This is a genomic window from Streptomyces sp. SYP-A7185 (assembly GCF_046103685.1).
In the GTDB taxonomy this organism is placed as follows: domain Bacteria; phylum Actinomycetota; class Actinomycetes; order Streptomycetales; family Streptomycetaceae; genus Streptomyces.
The window spans coordinates 1,083,951-1,100,749 of record NZ_CP122310.1 but is presented as its reverse complement, the minus strand read 5'-3'; the positions used below and the strand labels follow the sequence as shown (position 1 = coordinate 1,100,749).

The following is a 16,799-nucleotide window of genomic DNA, read 5'->3' as shown; positions in this document are numbered from 1 at the left end:
GGGAAAGGGCGGAGACGACGGGCAGGGAACGGAGAGAAATCAGAGCCAGACGTAGTTCCGGTCGGTGATCGCTTCCAGGGCGGCGTCCGGCACACCGGCCCGGGCGTGCGGCAGCCCGGACAGACCGCGGCCCACCGGAGGGAACAGCGCAAGCCCGCTCGCCTCGCGGTAGTCGACCCACTCGACCGTCCCCACGTCGTACGTGCCGTCGGGCAACTCGTCGTGCTCCTGCGTGGCCAAGGCCGCGCGGACGCTCTCGTCGACGTGGAAGCGGTAGACCATGTGCAGCTTGCGGGGAGGTGGCGTGGCTCCGGGCCGGGACACCATCTGGTCGATCACCCAGAGCAGCTCGCCGCCTTCGGCCCTGTCGACGTCCAGGGCCAGTTCCTCGTGCAGCTCGCGGCGCAGCGCGTCCACCAGGCCTTCGCCGGGCTCGGCGTTGCCGCCGGGCAGGCTGTGCACGACCGAGCCCGGGCGGGCGCGGCGGATGAGGGCGATCTCGTCACCGCAGAACACAAGCCCGGCAGTACGGATCTTGATCCGGGAGAACGGCGGCGGCACGGTCATGGGAGCGACTGTAACTGCCCCCCCTCCCCTCTCCCGCGCGGACCTCAGTCGACCGGCGTGCCCGGCTGGTCGTGGGTGGAGCAGTGGATGCCGCCACCACCGGAGGCGATGGTGTCGATGGCGATCGGCACGACGTCGCGCTTGGGGAAGTGCTCCTGGAGGATGCTCTTGGCGCGCTGGTCGGCCTTGCGGTCGCCGAACTTGGGCAGGAACACGGAGTCGTTGGCGACGTAGAAGTTCGCGTACGTCGACACGAAGTCGTCGCCCTCGCCGGTGATCTTGTCCAGGTCCGGCTGGGGCAGATCGATGACCTCGAAGGAGCGGCCCTTGGCGTCGGTCGCCTCGCTGAGCACGGCCTTGGCCTGATCGGCGGCGCGTGACCACGAGTCGGCGGGCGTGCCGGGGTAGGCCCGGTCGAGGAGCACCACGCCGGGCGCGGTGAACCGCACGAGACTGTCCACGTGCGCGTCGGTGATGTCCTCGCCGCGCACGCCGGCCAGCCAGATCACCTTCTTGATGCCCAGGGTCCGCTTGAGCTCGGCCTCGATCTCGTCGCGACTCTTGCCCCGATTGCGGTTGTCGTTGACGATCGAGCTCTCGGTGATGAGGAGGGTGCCCTCGCCGTCGGTCTCGAAGGAGCCGCCCTCGGCGACCAGAGGCGCCTTCCTGCGCGGGATGTCGTACGCCGGCAGGAGGGTGCGGCCCACCCGGCCGTCGTTCGTGTGCTCCTGCTTGCCGCCCCATCCGTTGAAGTTGAAGTCGACGCCGAGGACCTCACCGTCCTGCTCCACGAACACGGGCACGGTGTCGCGCGCCCACAGGTCGTCGACGGCGAGCGGGATGACCTCGACGTCGCGCCCGCAGGCCTTCTGGGCGGCCTTCTGCTGGTCGGGCCGGGCCAGCATCACGACGTACTCGTACTCCGCGACGGCACGGGCGATGCCCGCGATGTCCGCGCGCACGTAGGGGAGCTCCTCCGCCCATACGGACTCCAGAGCCGGCCACGCCATGAAGGTGCGCGCGTGACTCTCCCACTCGGCGCCCATGCGCAGCCCCTTGCCGGCCGTCCCCACGTCCGCTGCGGCCGTGGTGCTCCCCGCCGGCCGGTCCTCGGGGCCGCAGGCCGAGGCCCCGAGGACGGCGGCGCCGATTCCGGCGACCGCGCGGAGGGCCGAGCGGCGGGACGGGAGAGATGCGAGAGCCGTGAGAGCCGTGAGGGAGGAGCGAGACGGCACGAGGGGGTGGGGGGACACGGTGACTCCGATCATCGTGAGGGGGATCAAGCTATCCACCCGCGGAGCGGGACGCGACGCGGACGGTCCGAGGTCGACGGCGTAGCTCGACGCTGGCCTGACTCTGACACAAACTGAAAATTCAGTCAAAGAAGTCGGATGCCCGAGATCACCCGGCCGGGAGAAGCCCGGTAGGGTGCGGATCCATGGCGTCTCGCACCACTCAGATCCTCGAAGCGGCCGCACGGCTCATCGCCCGCCGTGGGGTCCGCGGCCTGCGCGTCGAAGAACTCGCCGCCGAGGCGGGCGTCTCGACCGGGTTGATCTACTACCACTTCAAGGACCGCACCGGGATCCTTCGGCACACCCTGGAGTTCATCAACGACCGGGCCGAGCGCTACACCACCGACCGCGCCGCCGGCGCCGCACCCCTGGCCCCGCGCGAGGAACTGGCCGAGACGCTCCTCCTCGAACTCCAGGACACCCAGATGGTCAGGGAGAACAGCACCGCCTGGGGCGAGCTGCGGGCGAGCGCCGTCTTCGACGAGGAACTGCGGGAGGACCTCGCCCGAGCGACCCTGGTGTGGGTGCAGGAGGTGGCGGCCCTCCTCGGCCAGGTGCGGCCCACGGCCCCGGCGCCCGCCCTGGCGGAGGCGGGGGAGCGGCTCACCGCACTGCTCGAAGGGCTCAGCATGCGCTGGCTCAGCGGCGGACTGCGGATCGACCACGCGCGCGACCTGCTGCGCGGAGCGATCGACGCCGAGCTGGCGCTGCTTCAGGAGAAGTGACCAGGGGGCGGGCCGATCCCGACCGCACTGAAAATTCCGTCAGGAAGGGCGGCCCGCACGCCCATCCCAGGTCCCGGACTCAGCCCTGCTTCCCTCGTCTCAGCCCATGCTCTTCGCGCCGTCCAGGGACTCACGGATGATGTCGGCGTGACCCGCGTGCTGGGCCGTCTCGGTGACGACGTGCATCAGCACGCGGCGAGCCGACCACTGCGCGTCGGCCTGGAACCACGGAGCCTTCGGCAGGGGCCACGTGACGTCCAGGTCGGGCAGTGTGGACACCAGTTGGTCCGTGCGGCGGGCGACCTCCTCGTAGCGGTCGAGCACGCCGTCCAGCGTCTCGCCCGGCAGCAGCCGGAAGCTGTCCGCCCGGCTGGCCCAGTCGGCCTCGGTCATGGACGTGAAGTCGCCCATCGTCGCCGGGCCGTCCAGGATGAAGTCCACCCAGGCCTTCTCGACCTCGGTGACGTGCTTGATCAGGCCGCCGATGCACAGCTCGCTGGCCGTGGTCCGCATCCCGGCCTGCTCGTCGGTGAGTTCACGGGCCGTGAAGCGCAGGAAGTGCCGGTGATGGGCGAGCGCGTCCAGCCATTCGGCACGCTCTCCCGTGACGGCCGGTACGTCGGTGTGCTCGGTCGTGAGGGTCGGCTCGTTCGCAGTCATGGTCTCCGCCTTCCGATGGTGCTGCCCTGCCGGACGGGGCGCTGTCCCGCCGGTCAGGAACACCTTAGGAGCCGTATAGGTCAGATCCCGTCCTATATGAGACGTCGGCTTCCGCGGGGTCTCGGAGCCGGACGCGGGCGAGTACCCAGCTGAACGCTCGCGTCTCACCCCGTCGCACCCGTTGCCCGGGAAGCTCGTGAGTTCTACGCTCGGCGGGTCCACATGGCGAACAGAGTTCATATATCTGTACGCACGGCTCGTGATTCGTCTCTCGTGACTGGAGTGTGTGATGCGCGCAAGATCCCGGATACGGTTCGGCGCCTTGCTCACCGCGGTGGCCGCCCTCGCCTCCGTCCTGACGCCGGCCGCGACCGCCTCGGCGCACGAGAAGGCTCCGCGGACCGCCGTACTCGACGGTGAACGGCTCCTGCGGACCAAACTCCGCCTCGACCGCGGCGATCCTCGATTGAAACGCGCGCTGGAGGACTTGACGGCTCGTGCCGACGCCTGGATCGGACAGGGCCCCTGGACGGTCGTCGACAAGCCGAAGCCCGCGCCCGGCGGGGACGTCCACGACTATCTGAGCCAGGCGCCCTACTGGTGGCCCACACGGCCGCCGACCGCCGACAATCCGTGGGGCTGCCCGTACGAACAGCGCGACGGGCAGCGCAATCCGGAGGTCGACACCGGGACCGACCGCCAGGACGTGGAGAAGGTCTTCGACTCGGCCTACGACCTCACCCTGGCCTGGTACTACACGGGAAAGAAGCGCTACGCCGAACAGGCCGCCTCCGTTCTGCGCACCTGGTTCCTCGACCCGGCGACGAAGATGAACCCGAACCTGGACCACGCGCAGTTCATCCCGTGCAAGTACGACGGCCGGGCCATCGGCATCATTGACTTCTCGCAGTCGTACACGAGCGTCGTGGACGCGATCGCGATCCTCGGCACGGGCGCGCCCGGCTGGTCGAAGAGCGACCGTTCCGCGATGACGAAGTGGAACAAGGATTTCCTCGGCTGGCTCGTCGACAGCGACTTCGGCAAGCAGGAGAGCGCAGCGCAGAACAACCACGGCACCTTCTACGACCTGCAGGTCGCCGCCCTGGCCTATGCCACGGGTGACACGGCGCTCGCGCGGCGGACCGTCCTCGACGCCCGTGCCCGGCGCATCGACCCCCAGATCGCGGGCGACGGCAGCCAGCCGCAGGAGCTGGCCCGGACGCGGAGCTGGCACTATTCGACGTTCGACCTGGTGGCCTACACCCGGCTCGCCGCCATCGGCCGGAACGTGGGCGTGGACCTCTGGAAGCACCAAGGCCCCGCCGGGCAGAGCTTGTTCAAGGCCGTCCACTACCTGCTGCCCGCGGCGACGGGAGCGGCGACGTGGCCGCACCCCGAGCTCGCATTCCACCGGTTCGCCGCGAGCGACGTCGTCCACGCGGCGGCCGACGCCGGGGACACGGCCGCTCGCAGGGCGGTTCCGAAGCTGCAGACGCCGCCCGGCGGTGACCTGTGGGCGCTGCGTCCCGCGGCCGAACAACTGGACTCGATCGCGGGCTGATGCCGAAGGGCCCGGCGCTCGGTCAAGAGCGCGGGAGTACCCGGGTACCGGGGGATAGCCCCACCCGGGCTCGGCAGGTAGCGGGATCGTTCCGGGCAAGCGCCTTCGGAAATGCTGGAGATCGGCGCAGATACCGCCGGTTTCCAAGATCCCGCAGGAGTAAGCACGTGCGTGAGCAGGTAGGGCAGAAGTCCCGTTCCAGTCGGTCCGGCGGGCAGCCGCAGCAGTCCCGGCAGTCCCGGCAGTTCTCCCGGCGGCGGGGCGGTCTGCGGGGAGCCGCACCGGCCGTGGCCGCGCTCGCCGTCGGTGTCATGGCCCTGGGCGCGCTGGCACCGCCCGCGGTGTCCGCCGCCGGGCCGGACACCGGCGGGCCGCACACCGTCGGCAGCGTCCAGCAGGGCCTGAACGGCCTGGTGAACTCCGACGGTCTGCCTGCCGCGCTGGCCAGCGTCACGGACGGCAGGGGGCACAACCGCACCTATACGGCAGGGGTCGGCGATGTGGCCACCGGCTCGGAGGTGCCCGGGGACGGACAAGTGCGGATCGGCAGCAACACCAAGGCGTTCACGGCGGTGGTCGTGCTGCAACTGGTCGGCGAGGGGAAGATCCGCCTCGACGCGCCGGTCGACCGCTACCTGCCGGGCCTCGTCCGCGGGAAGGGCAACGACGGGCGGCGCATCACCGTCCGCCACCTCCTGCAACAGACCAGCGGTCTGCCCAACTACACCAACTACCTGGGCGAGGACGTCCGGTACTTCGCGCCGCGCGAGCTCCTCGACCTCGCGCTCCAGCACGAGTCCCTCTCCCGCCCCGGAAAGAAGTGGGCGTACAGCAACACGAATTACGTCCTGGCAGGCCTGATCGTCGAGAAGGTCACCCGGCGCCCGCTCGCGGAGGAGCTGGACCGGCGCATCATCGAGCGCATCGGACTGCGCCACACCTACTTCCCCGCGCCCGGAGACGCCACGATCCGCGAACCCCACCCCCACGGCTACTACCGGAGTGCCGCCGGCGCGCCCCTCCAGGACATCACGGAGATCGACCCGTCCTGGGGCTGGGCGGCGGGCCAGCTGGTCTCCACCAACTCCGACCTCAACCGCTTCTACTCCGCGCTCCTCGGCGGTGGCCTCCTGCACAAGGCCCAGCTGGACCAGATGCGCGGCGCCACCCTCCCCGCCGAGGACACCTTCGGGCCGGGCGCCCGCTACGGCCTGGGACTCGTGAGCAAGCCCCTCCCGTGCGGCGACGGCCTCTACTGGGGGCATGGCGGCAGCTTCCCGGGCTACGAGACCCGGGGCGGAGCCACGGACGACGGCCGCGCGGTGAATGTCGCGGTGACCATGCAACTGGACGACGAGGCGGGCAGGGAGCGCGTCGACAAGGTCGTGGACGCGGGACTGTGCCGATGAACTGACCGTCCACACAACTGGCGCCCGACGTAACCCTAGTGATGGCTCGTCAGCTAGTTGCATGGGTGGCCCCGCCGTCCCTCGCCGAGCAGCCCTCGGTGAGGGGGCGGCGGGTCCCCTCGTCCGGTCGGTTCCGGATGGCCGTCCCTGCACACCCCTTGAGTTGCCCGCAGAGGGCGACCTAGGCTTGCCGGGCCTCGAATGAAACGTTTCATTCGTAGGTGAGGCACTCGGAATCACCATCCAAGGGACGTGTGATGAGCGAAGAGCGTGAATCGACGCGCGGCAGCGCGTGGAACCGGCGGGCCTTCCTGAGGACCTCCGCCATCGGTGCCGGAGTCGGCGTCATCGGCCTGAGCCAGGGCCAGGGTCTGGAGCCCGCCGCGGCGAACGAGCGCGGCGACCAGGGGAAGGAGGCAGGGCCCCTGAGAGTCGAGCGCACCACGGTCGAGTACGCGACGTCCCTCCTCGGTACGGACGTGGCCGAGCCACGGCTGAGCTGGGAACTGTCCGCCCCGGGCCAGGGCGCCGAGCAGAGCGCGTACCAGATCAGGGTCCAACTCGCCCCGGGCGGCGGCAAGAGCGAGAAGGTGGTGTGGGACTCCGGTCGTGTCTCCTCCTCGCGGACCCTCGGAGTCCCCTACGGCGGCCCGGCGTTGCGGCCCCGGACGCGGTATCACTGGCAAGTGCGGGTCTGGGACGGCGCGGGCCGGGCCTCCGCCTGGAGCACCTCGCGCTGGTGGGAGACCGCGCTGGCGAAGGACGCCTGGCGGGGGCACTGGATCGGTGCGGACGCCGCGCCCAAGCCGCCGGGCTTCGACGGCGCCTCGTGGATCTGGTCGCCGGGCTCCACCGTGGAGGACGCGCCGGCGGGAGCGCGATGGTTCCGGGGCGTGCTCGACCTGCCCGAGGGGACCGAGGTGTCCGCCGCTCAGGCCGTGGCCACCGCCGACGACGACTTCACCCTCTACGTGGACGGCGAGGAGGTGCTGCACGCCCCGGAGCAGACCGACGGCTGGCGGACCGCACGGCTGGCCGACGTGACCGAGCGCGTGCGGGGCGCCGGACGGCGTGTGGTGATCGCCGCCCGCGCGACGAACCGCGGCAACGCCTCGGTGAACCCCGGCGGCCTGCTCGTCCGGCTGCTCGTGCGGTCCGGCGGCACGGCCCATGAGGTGGTGACCGGGACCGGATGGAAGTGCGCGGAATCGGAGCAGGAGGGCTGGCAGGAGGCAGACTTCGACGACAGCGCCTGGCCCGAGGCGAAGGTGCTCGCGCCGTTCGGCGAGGGGCCCTGGGGCAGTGACGCGCAGGTCCCGGCGGTGGAGCGGCCCGCGCCGCTGCTGCGCCGGGGGTTCACCGTCCGCAAGGCCGTGACGCGTGCCCGTCTCTACGTCAGTGGACTGGCCTACTACGAGGCCCACCTCAACGGACGCCGAGTCGGCCGTCAGGTCCTTGACCCGGGCTTCACGGACTACGAGGAGACCGTCCTCTACGCCGTCCACGACGTGACGGACCAGATCCGCCGGGGCTCCAACGCGATCGGCGTCACGCTCGGCCGCGGCTTCTACGGCATGACGACACCGAACGTGTGGAACTGGCACAAGCCGCCGTGGCACGGGGAACCCCAGCTCCTCGGCCAGCTCGAGATCGACCACCCGGACGGTTCCCGCACCACCGTCGCGACGGACGGCTCATGGCGGATGACGCAGGGCCCGACCCGGACCAACTCCCTCTACGCGGGGGAGACGTACGACGCGCGCGAGCACCCCGGGGACTGGACCGAGCCCGGCTTCGACGACGGGACCTGGCAGCGGCCCGTACGCCGTGAGCCGCCGAAGGGAGGGCTGCGCGCGCAGCCGCACGACGCGATCGAGGTCATCGACACCGTGCGCCCGGTGGCGGTGACGGCACACGGCGAGGACTGGATCGTCGACATGGGACGCACCATGGCCGGGTGGACGCGGCTGCGCGTGCGGGCCGGCGCCGGCACGCTCGTCCGGCTCGCGCACGGCGAGAAACTCAAGGACGACGGCAGCGTGCACGCCGAGACGGGACACGTGCCCGGCCGCTTCCAGACCGACGAGTACATCTGTGCCGGTGGCGGCGCCGCCGAGGTGTGGGAACCCCGCTTCTCGTACAAGGGCTTTCGTTACGTGCAGATCAGCGGGCTGCCGGGCAAGCCCGACCCGGACGACGTGCTCGGCCGCCTGGTGCACACGCCCGTCGCCGACACCGGCACCTTCACGTGCTCCGAGCCCTTCTACGAGCGGCTCGAAAAGGCGATGCGGCGCACGATCCAGAACAACCTGCACGGCATTCCCACGGACACGCCGATGTACGAGAAGAACGGCTGGACCGGCGACGCGCAGGTCGGCGCGCCCGTCATGATGTACGCCCTCGGCATGCACCGGTTCCTGGGGAAGTGGCTCGACGACCTGAAGGACAGCCAGAACAGGGACGGCCAGCTCCCGGTGATCGTGCCGAGCGGAGGCTGGGGGTACGGCGATCTGGGTCCGTCCCCGGAGTGGACCACGGTCTACCCGTTCCTCGTGCGCGAGATGTACCGGGTCTACGGCGACGAGCGCGTCATCGACGACCATCTGCCGTCCCTGGTGACGTATGTGGACTGGGAGATCGACCGTCTGAAGGACGGCCTCGCGGTCACGGCCCTCGGCGACTATCTCTCGCCCGGCTATGGCGGCAACCCGCCCGAGGACACCCGGCTCACCGCCACGGCCTATCTCCACCGGGCTCTGACCGACACCGCCGAGCTGGCGCGCATCGCGGGTGACAACGATGTCCGGCAGCGTTTCCTGACGACGGCCGAAGCGCTGAAGAAGAGCCTCAACGCGACGTTCCTCGCCCCCGAGGGGCATTACCGCACGGCCAAGGACCCCGGCTACCGGCAGACCAGCAACTGCATACCGCTGGCCTTCGGTCTGGTGCCGCCCGGCGCACGGGCGAGCGTCACGGCCTCGCTCCTCGCGGACATCGAGAAGCGGGGCAACCACCTCAACACCGGCTGCCTCGGCACGAGCGTGCTCCTGCGCTGCCTGAGCGCCCAGGGCCACTCCGACGTGGCCCACGCCATCGCCACCCAGCGGACGTACCCGGGCTGGGGCCACTGGTTCGACCAGGGCGCCGACACCATGTGGGAGATGTGGCCCCTCGACTCCCGCTCCCGCGACCACTACTTCCAGGGCACGGTGGTGCAGTGGCTGTACGAGAACGTGGCCGGCCTGCGTCCCGGTGACGAGGGGTACCGCACCTTCACCGTGCGCCCCGACGCGCGGACCGGCGTCACCTGGGCGCGCACCGAGTTCCACACCGTGCGGGGACCGGCGGAGGTGTCCTGGTCCCGCGTCGACGAGACGGTACGCCTCACGGTGCGGGTCCCGGTGGGAGCGACGGCGGAGATCCACGTACCGGCGGCATCGCGCAAGGCGGTGGGGGCGCCGAAGGGCGCCGCGTTCGTGCGCACGGAACCGGGCTATGCGGTGTACCGGGCGCCGCACGGCACATGGAGCTTCAGCGGGCGTCCGTGATGTCCGCCCCCTGAGGTGGCGCGCCGCCCTGCGGGGGAGTGAGGAGAGCGCCACCGAAAGGCGCCTGACGGGTCGAAGGTCCGCGTCGGGCGCCTTTTCTCCTGCCCGCCCTGCCCTGGGCCCGCCCTCACCGTCCTCCCCTTGGCGGATCTCCGTGCTGCGCGTCCCGGCATCCCGGGTTAGCTTGACCACGTTTTTCCTATTTACGTCTTTCGTCCTGCCCTCCGTGGGCCGGAAGAAGAGCCCTGCTGCTGGTAGGGGGGAAGGCAGGCGATGGTCAAGACCTTGAGTGCCCCGCTCGTCGGACTGGAGAGCCGGGGTCCGACCCCGGCCGTCCGCATCCCGCGACGCACCGCGGGCCACGCCTGGCTCGCCGCCGTGGCGGTGGCCTTCACGGTGGCCCAACTGGTCCTCGTGCGGCCCGGAATGGGGCTCGGCTGGGACGAGGCGGTGTACGTCAGCCAGGTCAGCGGCGACACCCCGGCGGCGTTCTTCAGCGCGCCCCGCTCCCGGGGGATCTCCCTGCTGGTCGCGCCGATCGCCTCCTGGTCGTCGTCCACCTCGCTCCTGCGGGTGTATCTGGCCGTCCTGTCCGGCCTCGGCCTCTTCCTTGCGCTGCGCGTATGGCGGGGGCTCTTCCCCGAACGGGTGGTGGTCCTGGCGGGCGTCCTGTTCTCGACGCTCTGGGTGACCCTGTTCTACGGCCCGGAGGTCATGCCCAACTACTGGGTCGCGATCGGTGCCCTGGCCGCTGTCGGCTGCGTCCTGCGCGTCCAGGCCGACCACCGCGACCGGGCGGCGCTGTGGGGTGCGGGCGCGAGTGCGGCGCTGCTGGCGTGGATGCGGCCCACCGACGCCGTATGGGTGGTCCTCCCGCTCCTCGTGCTGCTGGTCTGCGGACGCCGGTGGCGGCGGCCGCGCCTCCTCGCGGCCCTCGTCGCGGGGCTCGGATCGGGAGCCGTGGGCTGGGTGGTCGAGGCGTACGTCAGCTTCGGCGGTCTGGGTGCGCGCCTGGACGACGCCTCCCGCATCCAGGGCGGCCTCGGCTGGAACGTCGCCGTCCTGGACCAGCTGCGCGGCCTGGGCGGCCAGACCCTGTGCCGCCCGTGCGACAGCCCGCTGCCCAACCCGGGGCTGGTCGCGTGGTGGTTCGCGGTGCCGCTGCTCGCCGCCGTGGGCCTCGCCGTCGCGGTCAAGGGCCGGCGCACCGCGCGCACGCTCCTGCCGCTGGCCTGCGCCACGACGGCGGGCATCCCGTACCTGTTCATGATCGGATACGCCGCGCCGCGCTTCCTGCTGCCCTTCTACGCGCTCGCCGCCCTCCCCGTCGCCGACGCCCTCGTCCATCTGGTCACCGGCGTGCGCCGGGCCTGGCGGCCGGTGGCGGTGACGCTGGCGGCGCTCGCCTTCGCCGGGCATCTGGCCGTGCAGTACGTGGTCCTGGAGGACACCGTGGCCCGCTCGACCGCGGGCCGCCAGGCGTGGGCCCGCACGGCGGCCGAGCTGCACCGGCTCGGCGTGCGGCCGCCCTGCGTGCTGAACGGGCACGAGGCGCTGCCGATCGCCTTCTACGCCGGGTGCTCCTCCGCCCAGATCCAGGGGCACAACGCCAGCACCACCCGGGAGGACTTCCTCCGGACCGCGCGGCGGACACCGACGGCCACCCTCACCACCGAAGGGGAGCGGACACCGGCGTACGCGCGTGACTGGCCCTCGCGTCGGTTCGGCGACCTGCGCCTCCATGTGGGTCCCGCGGCGCGGGCGGGCGGTGGCCGGTGACCTGCGCCGCTTGTTCTCGGCGAAGGTCCTTACGCGCCCTTTTTGGCATATGAACTGTTTGCGCTTCGCGAGGTCGGGTACCCCGGGATGGGGTCGGAACGCCACGTTCCGCCCGATGCCCTCATTGCCCTCATCCGTCGCTCTGGAGAGTTCATGTCAGATCAGCGCAAGAGTTCGTTTGCGACCGTGAGCCCGTACACGGGGGAGACCCTCGTGGAGTTCCCGGTCATCGAGGGCGAAGAAGTCGACGCCACGCTGGAGACGGCGGGCCGGGCCTTCGACGCGTGGCGACAGCGCCCGATCGAGGAGCGCGCCGCCCTCGTCGGGCGCGCGGCCGGCCTGATGAAGGACCGCAAGGAGGAGCTGGCTCAGCTCATCACCCTGGAGATGGGCAAGCTCATCTCCGAGGCCCGCGGAGAGGTGGACCTCGCCGCGTCGATCCTGGAGTACTACGCGCACAACGGGCCGGACTTCGCCGCCGCCGAGCCGCTCGACGTCGACGAGGGCGAGGCGTACCTCGTCAACGAGCCCCTCGGCGTCCTGCTGGGCGTCATGCCCTGGAACTTCCCGCTCTACCAGGTGGTCCGCTTCGCCGGGCCGAACCTCGTGCTCGGCAACACCGTCCTGGTCAAGCACGCCGGCATCTGCCCGCAGTCCGCGCTCGCCCTGGAGACGCTCTTCCGCGACGCGCAGGCCCCCGAGGGCGTCTACACGAACCTGTTCGTGAGCCACGAGGAGATCTCGCGGATCATCGACAGCCCGGTGGTCCGCGGTGCCTCCCTGACCGGCAGCGAAAAGGCGGGGGCCCAGGTCGCCGAGCGAGCCGGGCGGAACATGAAGCCCAGCCTCCTGGAGCTCGGCGGCAGCGACGTCTTCATCGTCCTGGACGGCGAGAATCTGGAGCGCACGATCGGCGCCGCGGCCGCGGGACGGTTGGCGAACACCGGCCAGAGCTGCGTGGCCTCGAAGCGGTTCATCGTCCTGGAGGACGTGTACGACGACTTCGTCGAGGGCCTGCGCCGCAAGTTCGAGGAGCTGCGGCCGGGCGACCCCGCGGACGAGGCGACCACCCTGGGCCCGCTCTCCTCCGAGCGGGCCGCGGCGGACCTGGCCGACCAGATCCGCGAGACGGTGGGCCAGGGCGCGGAACTGGTCACCGGCGGCCACCGGATCGACCGTCCGGGTGCCTTCGTCGAGCCCACGATCATCACCGGCGTCAAGCCGGGGATGCGCGCCTACGCCGAGGAGCTCTTCGGGCCCGCCGCGGTCGTCTACCGCGTGGCCGACGAGGACGAGGCCATCGCCCTGGCCAACGACAGCCAGTACGGGCTCGGCGGATCCGTGTTCTGCGCGGACGTGGAGCGGGGCCGCCGGGTGGCCGAGCGCGTGGAGACCGGCATGGTCTGGGTGAACCACCCGACCTCGACCCAGCCCGACCTGCCGTTCGGCGGCATCAAGCGCTCCGGCTACGGGCGGGAGCTCTCGAAGCTCGGCATGCAGGAGTTCGTGAACCGCAAGCTGGTCCGGGTCCTGCCGCCCGACGCGGAGCTGCGGGGGATCGCCGGCTGAACGCTGTCCCGCCGCGGACGCCCCCGGCGGGACAAACACTGACCATACGTGTGTTTTGCGGCCGAGTGAGCGGAGAGGCGTAGTGGCAGACAGCCCTTCGCACCAACAGGGATCCGCACCGGCAGAGCCCCCCTCGGCCCCCTTCACCCACAGATGAATGCCCGCGAAACCAGCGACGCAAGGAGCCACCGTGACCGCAGTACCCACCATCACCCTCAACAACGCCGTGCAGATTCCCCAGCTCGGCTTCGGCACCTTCCAGATCGAGCCGGAGGAGACGAAGGAGACGACGCTGGCCGCGCTGGAGGCCGGCTACCGCCACATCGACACCGCCGAGATGTACGGCAATGAGAAGGAGGTCGGCCAGGCGGTCCGTGACTCCGGCATCGACCGCGCCGACATCTTCGTGACCAGCAAGCTCAACAACGACGCCCACGCGCACGACGACGCCCTCAAGGCGTTCGACCGCACGATGGAGGACCTCGGCCTCGACTACCTGGACCTCTTCCTGATCCACTGGCCGCTACCCGGCAAGGGCGACTTCGTGGAGACCTGGAAGGCCCTGGAGGAGATCTACCGCTCGGGACGGTCCAAGGCCATCGGCGTCTCCAACTTCCAGCCGCACCACCTGCGCCGGCTGCTCCAGGGCAGCGACGTGGTCCCCGCGGTCAACCAGATCGAGGTGCACCCGTACCTCACCCAGGACGACGTCAGGGCCTTCGGCGCCGAGCACGACATCGCCACCGAGGCCTGGTCGCCCATCGCGCAGGGCAAGGTGCTCGACGACCCGACGATCAACCGCATCGCGCAGCGCGTGGGCAAGACGCCCGCCCAGGTGACCCTGCGCTGGCACATCCAGCGCGGCGACATCGTCTTCCCCAAGTCGGTGACCCAAAAGCGCATCGAGGAGAACTTCGACCTCTTCGACTTCGAGCTCAGCGAGGGCGACATCGGTGAGATCTCCGCCCTGAACCGCGACGAGCGCACCGGCCCGGACCCGGAAACCTTCAACGGCTGAGCACGGAGCGAGCAGCCGGCCGAAACACGCACAGGGCGCCTGACGGGCCAAGGCCGCGCCAGGCGCCCTCTGCCTGTCTCCAACTCCCCGGTCTCAAGTCGGAGTCGGAGTCGGGGTCGAGGCCATCACCCCGAGGCGGGGAAAGCCTGTTCGGTCCAGATGGTTTTGCCGGAGCGGGTGTAGCGCGTGCCCCAGCGCTGGACCAGTTGCGCGACGATGAACAGGCCGCGGCCCCCTTCGTCCTCGTCGCCGCTGTGGCGCAGGTGGGGGGAGGTGTGGCCTCTGTCCGCGACTTCGCACAGCAGGGTGCGGTCACGGATGAGGCGCAGTTGGATCGGCCCCTCGGCGTATCGGACCGCGTTGGTCACCAGCTCGCTGACGACGAGCTCCGTCGCGAAGACCAGGTCCTCCAGGCCCCAGTCGTGCAGCTGCTGGGTGGCCAGCTCCCGGGCGCGCCCGGGAGCGACCGGTTCCGCGGGCAGTTCCCACTCGGTGACCTGCGAGGCGTCCAGTTCGCGGGTACGGACGAGCAGCAGGGCGGTGTCGTCGGCCGTCGAGCCACTGGGCAGCAGCTGCGCCACGGCCCGGTCGCACAGCTCCTCGAGCGACGCGCGCCGGTTGCTGAGCACCTCGGCCAGGGTGTCGAGCCCGTGGTCGATGTCGCGGTCCCGCGCCTCGACCAGACCGTCGGTGAACAGAGCGAGCAGGCTGCCCACCGGCAGCTCGATCTCCAATGACTCGAACGGCAGCCCGCCCAGCCCCAGGGGCGGGCCGGCCGGCAGATCCGGGAACGTCGGTTGCCCGTCCGGGGTCACCACCGCCGGCGGCAGATGTCCGGCCCGGGCCATGACGCAGCGCCGCGACACCGGGTCGTAGACCGCGTAGAGGCAGGTCGCCCCGGTGGTCACGTCGGCGTAGGTCCCGTCGGGCGTGCCCAGTTCGCTGCGCTGCTCCTCGGCCGACTGGGCCACCAGGTCGTCGAGCCGGGAGAGCAGCTCGACGGGGTCCATGTCCATCTGGGCGAAGGCACGCACCGTCGTCCGCAGCCGGCCCATGGTGGCGGCGGCCTGGAGGCCGTGGCCGACCACGTCCCCGACCACGAGTCCGACACGGGTGCCGGACAGCGGGATGACGTCGAACCAGTCGCCGCCGACCCCCGTCACGTCGTCCGTGGGCAGGTAGCGGTGGGCCAGCTCGACCGCTGACTGCTCCGGCACGTGCCGCGGCAGCAACTGGCGCTGGAGGGCGAGCGACGCGGTGCGCTCGCGGGTGAAGCGGCGGGCGTTGTCGATGGACACGGCCGTACGGGCGACCAGCTCGTCGGCCAGGGCCACCTCGCCGCTGTCGAAGGCCGAGCCGCTGTCACGGACGAAGGTGACGAGGCCAAGAGTGTTGTTCCCGGCCCGCAACGGCACGACCAGGGCCGTGTCGTCGAGCACGAGACCGCCCGAGGAAAGGCTGCGGTACTGCGGCGAGCCGGGCGGGTACTCCACGGGGGCCGGGGGAGCGGCGCGACGGCGATCAGCGGCCCTGTCGGTCTCGTCCTGCCCGTCGGTCCCATCGGACCCGCCCATCCCGCCAGACCCGTCAGCAGCGGCGGGTCCGCAGCGCGAAAGCCGTCCCCCCGGCTCCGCCCGCTCGGCTTCCTCGGCCGAGCAGCGCGCGACCCGCACCAGAGAAGTCGCCGCCGCGCCGCTGGTGGCCGGCGCCTCGCCTTCCAGCACCGCCGCGGCCAGGTCGACGGTCACGGTGGTGGCGAAGTCCGGTACCGCGACCTCGGTGATCTTCTCGGCGGTGACCCGCACGTCGAGGGCGGTCCCGATGCCGCGGCCCGCCTCGACCAGCAGGGCCAGGCGCTGCTGGGCCTTGTAGCGATCGGTGATGTCGAACGCGTCCTCGCACACCCCGATGACGCGCCCGTCGGCGTCCTGGAGCCGGTAGTAGGCGCAGGACCAGAGGTGGTCCGTCTCCGGGTCGCTGGGCGGCTTTCCCTTGAAGTGCAGGTCCAGGAAGGGCTCGCCGGTCTCGAGCACGTGGCGCATGACCGCTTCGAGCGTGGGCGGATGCCCCTTGGACACGAATGTCCCACCGGAGTACAGCTGGTCGGCCCGAAGCCCCCGGAACTCGGCGAACGGCCGCCCTATCTCGCGTTCGTACGCCGCGTTGCACCAGCTCAGGCGCAGATCGGTGTCGTAGATGCCCAGGCCGACGGGCGACTGCGTGGCGAGGCCCTTCAACAGGGCCTGCCGGGATTCCCACAGCCGCAGATCCTTCAGCTCCGTCGCGACCAGGACGCGCGCCGCCGCGCCCGCGCCGGGCAGGGGGCACATCGCGGTGGCGACGACCAGCTCGTGCCCGTCCCGGTGCTGGGCCACATGGAGCTGGTTGCCCCGGAACTCGGGAGGCAGCGGGACGAAGGAGGGCGTCGGCCCGGGCGAGAGGAAGGAGTCCAGGGGCCGTCCCACGATCTCCTGCGGCTGATATCCCAGGAGCCGCTCGGCGGCGGGACTCCAGCCGATGACCGTGTCCTGGGCGTCGACGACCGCCGTGGCCGCCCTGGTGACATCGAGGGGCCCACGAAAATCAGCACCTTGCTCCGCGTTCAACGCCGTCATGCCGCCACACCAGCCCCGTTCATCCCCTACAGAATCCGCCGTCCCCGGGCCCG

Annotated in this window: 11 protein-coding genes; 7 read left to right on the top strand and 4 right to left on the bottom strand. The window is 71.1% G+C overall.

What is annotated here, in order from left to right; translation table 11 throughout:
* Positions 1–39 precede the first annotated feature (39 nt).
* Both QBL25_RS04695 and QBL25_RS04690 read right to left on the bottom strand, forming a co-directional pair.
* Complete coding sequence (locus tag QBL25_RS04695; RefSeq protein ID WP_409055697.1) at positions 40–567, bottom strand: NUDIX domain-containing protein; 528 nt, start codon at positions 565–567, stop codon at positions 40–42.
* 44 nt (positions 568–611) lie between these two features.
* A complete protein-coding gene (locus tag QBL25_RS04690) occupies positions 612–1,718 on the bottom strand; it encodes an agmatine deiminase family protein (RefSeq protein WP_409062547.1) in 1,107 nt (368 codons plus the stop codon).
* 287 nt (positions 1,719–2,005) lie between these two features.
* On the opposite strand from QBL25_RS04690, the gene QBL25_RS04685 reads away from it, so the two are divergent.
* Entirely contained in the window at positions 2,006–2,587 is a 582-nt protein-coding gene (locus QBL25_RS04685; RefSeq protein WP_409055696.1) for a TetR/AcrR family transcriptional regulator, read from the top strand.
* A gap of 99 nt (positions 2,588–2,686) precedes the next feature.
* Here QBL25_RS04685 and QBL25_RS04680 read toward each other — a convergent pair whose 3' ends face one another.
* A complete protein-coding gene (locus tag QBL25_RS04680) occupies positions 2,687–3,247 on the bottom strand; it encodes a DinB family protein (protein ID WP_409055695.1) in 561 nt (186 codons plus the stop codon).
* 289 nt (positions 3,248–3,536) lie between these two features.
* Between QBL25_RS04680 and QBL25_RS04675 the strand changes: the two genes are divergently transcribed.
* The 6 genes from QBL25_RS04675 (at position 3,537) to QBL25_RS04650 (ending at position 14,131) form a co-directional block, all read left to right on the top strand.
* A complete protein-coding gene (locus QBL25_RS04675; RefSeq protein WP_409055694.1) occupies positions 3,537–4,808 on the top strand; it encodes an alginate lyase family protein in 1,272 nt (423 codons plus the stop codon).
* Between the two features lie 167 nt (positions 4,809–4,975).
* Positions 4,976–6,217 (top strand): serine hydrolase domain-containing protein, encoded by a 1,242-nt coding sequence (locus QBL25_RS04670; protein ID WP_409055693.1) that lies wholly within the window; start codon positions 4,976–4,978, stop codon positions 6,215–6,217.
* A gap of 257 nt (positions 6,218–6,474) precedes the next feature.
* On the top strand, positions 6,475–9,765 hold the full coding sequence (locus QBL25_RS04665; protein ID WP_409055692.1) for a family 78 glycoside hydrolase catalytic domain: 3,291 nt from the start codon (positions 6,475–6,477) through the stop codon (positions 9,763–9,765).
* A 273-nt stretch (positions 9,766–10,038) separates the two neighbouring features.
* Positions 10,039–11,544 (top strand): hypothetical protein, encoded by a 1,506-nt coding sequence (locus QBL25_RS04660; RefSeq protein ID WP_409055691.1) that lies wholly within the window; start codon positions 10,039–10,041, stop codon positions 11,542–11,544.
* Positions 11,545–11,697: 153 nt separating this feature from the next.
* Complete coding sequence (locus QBL25_RS04655) at positions 11,698–13,113, top strand: NAD-dependent succinate-semialdehyde dehydrogenase (protein ID WP_409055690.1); 1,416 nt, start codon at positions 11,698–11,700, stop codon at positions 13,111–13,113.
* Positions 13,114–13,303: 190 nt separating this feature from the next.
* The gene (locus tag QBL25_RS04650; RefSeq protein WP_409055689.1) at positions 13,304–14,131 is read left to right on the top strand and encodes an aldo/keto reductase; all 828 of its coding nucleotides are present in this window, start codon (positions 13,304–13,306) and stop codon (positions 14,129–14,131) included.
* 125 nt (positions 14,132–14,256) lie between these two features.
* On the opposite strand, the gene QBL25_RS04645 is transcribed toward QBL25_RS04650, so the two are convergent.
* Positions 14,257–16,746, bottom strand: a complete 2,490-nt coding sequence (locus QBL25_RS04645; protein ID WP_409055688.1) for a SpoIIE family protein phosphatase — start codon at positions 16,744–16,746, stop codon at positions 14,257–14,259.
* Positions 16,747–16,799 lie beyond the last annotated feature (53 nt).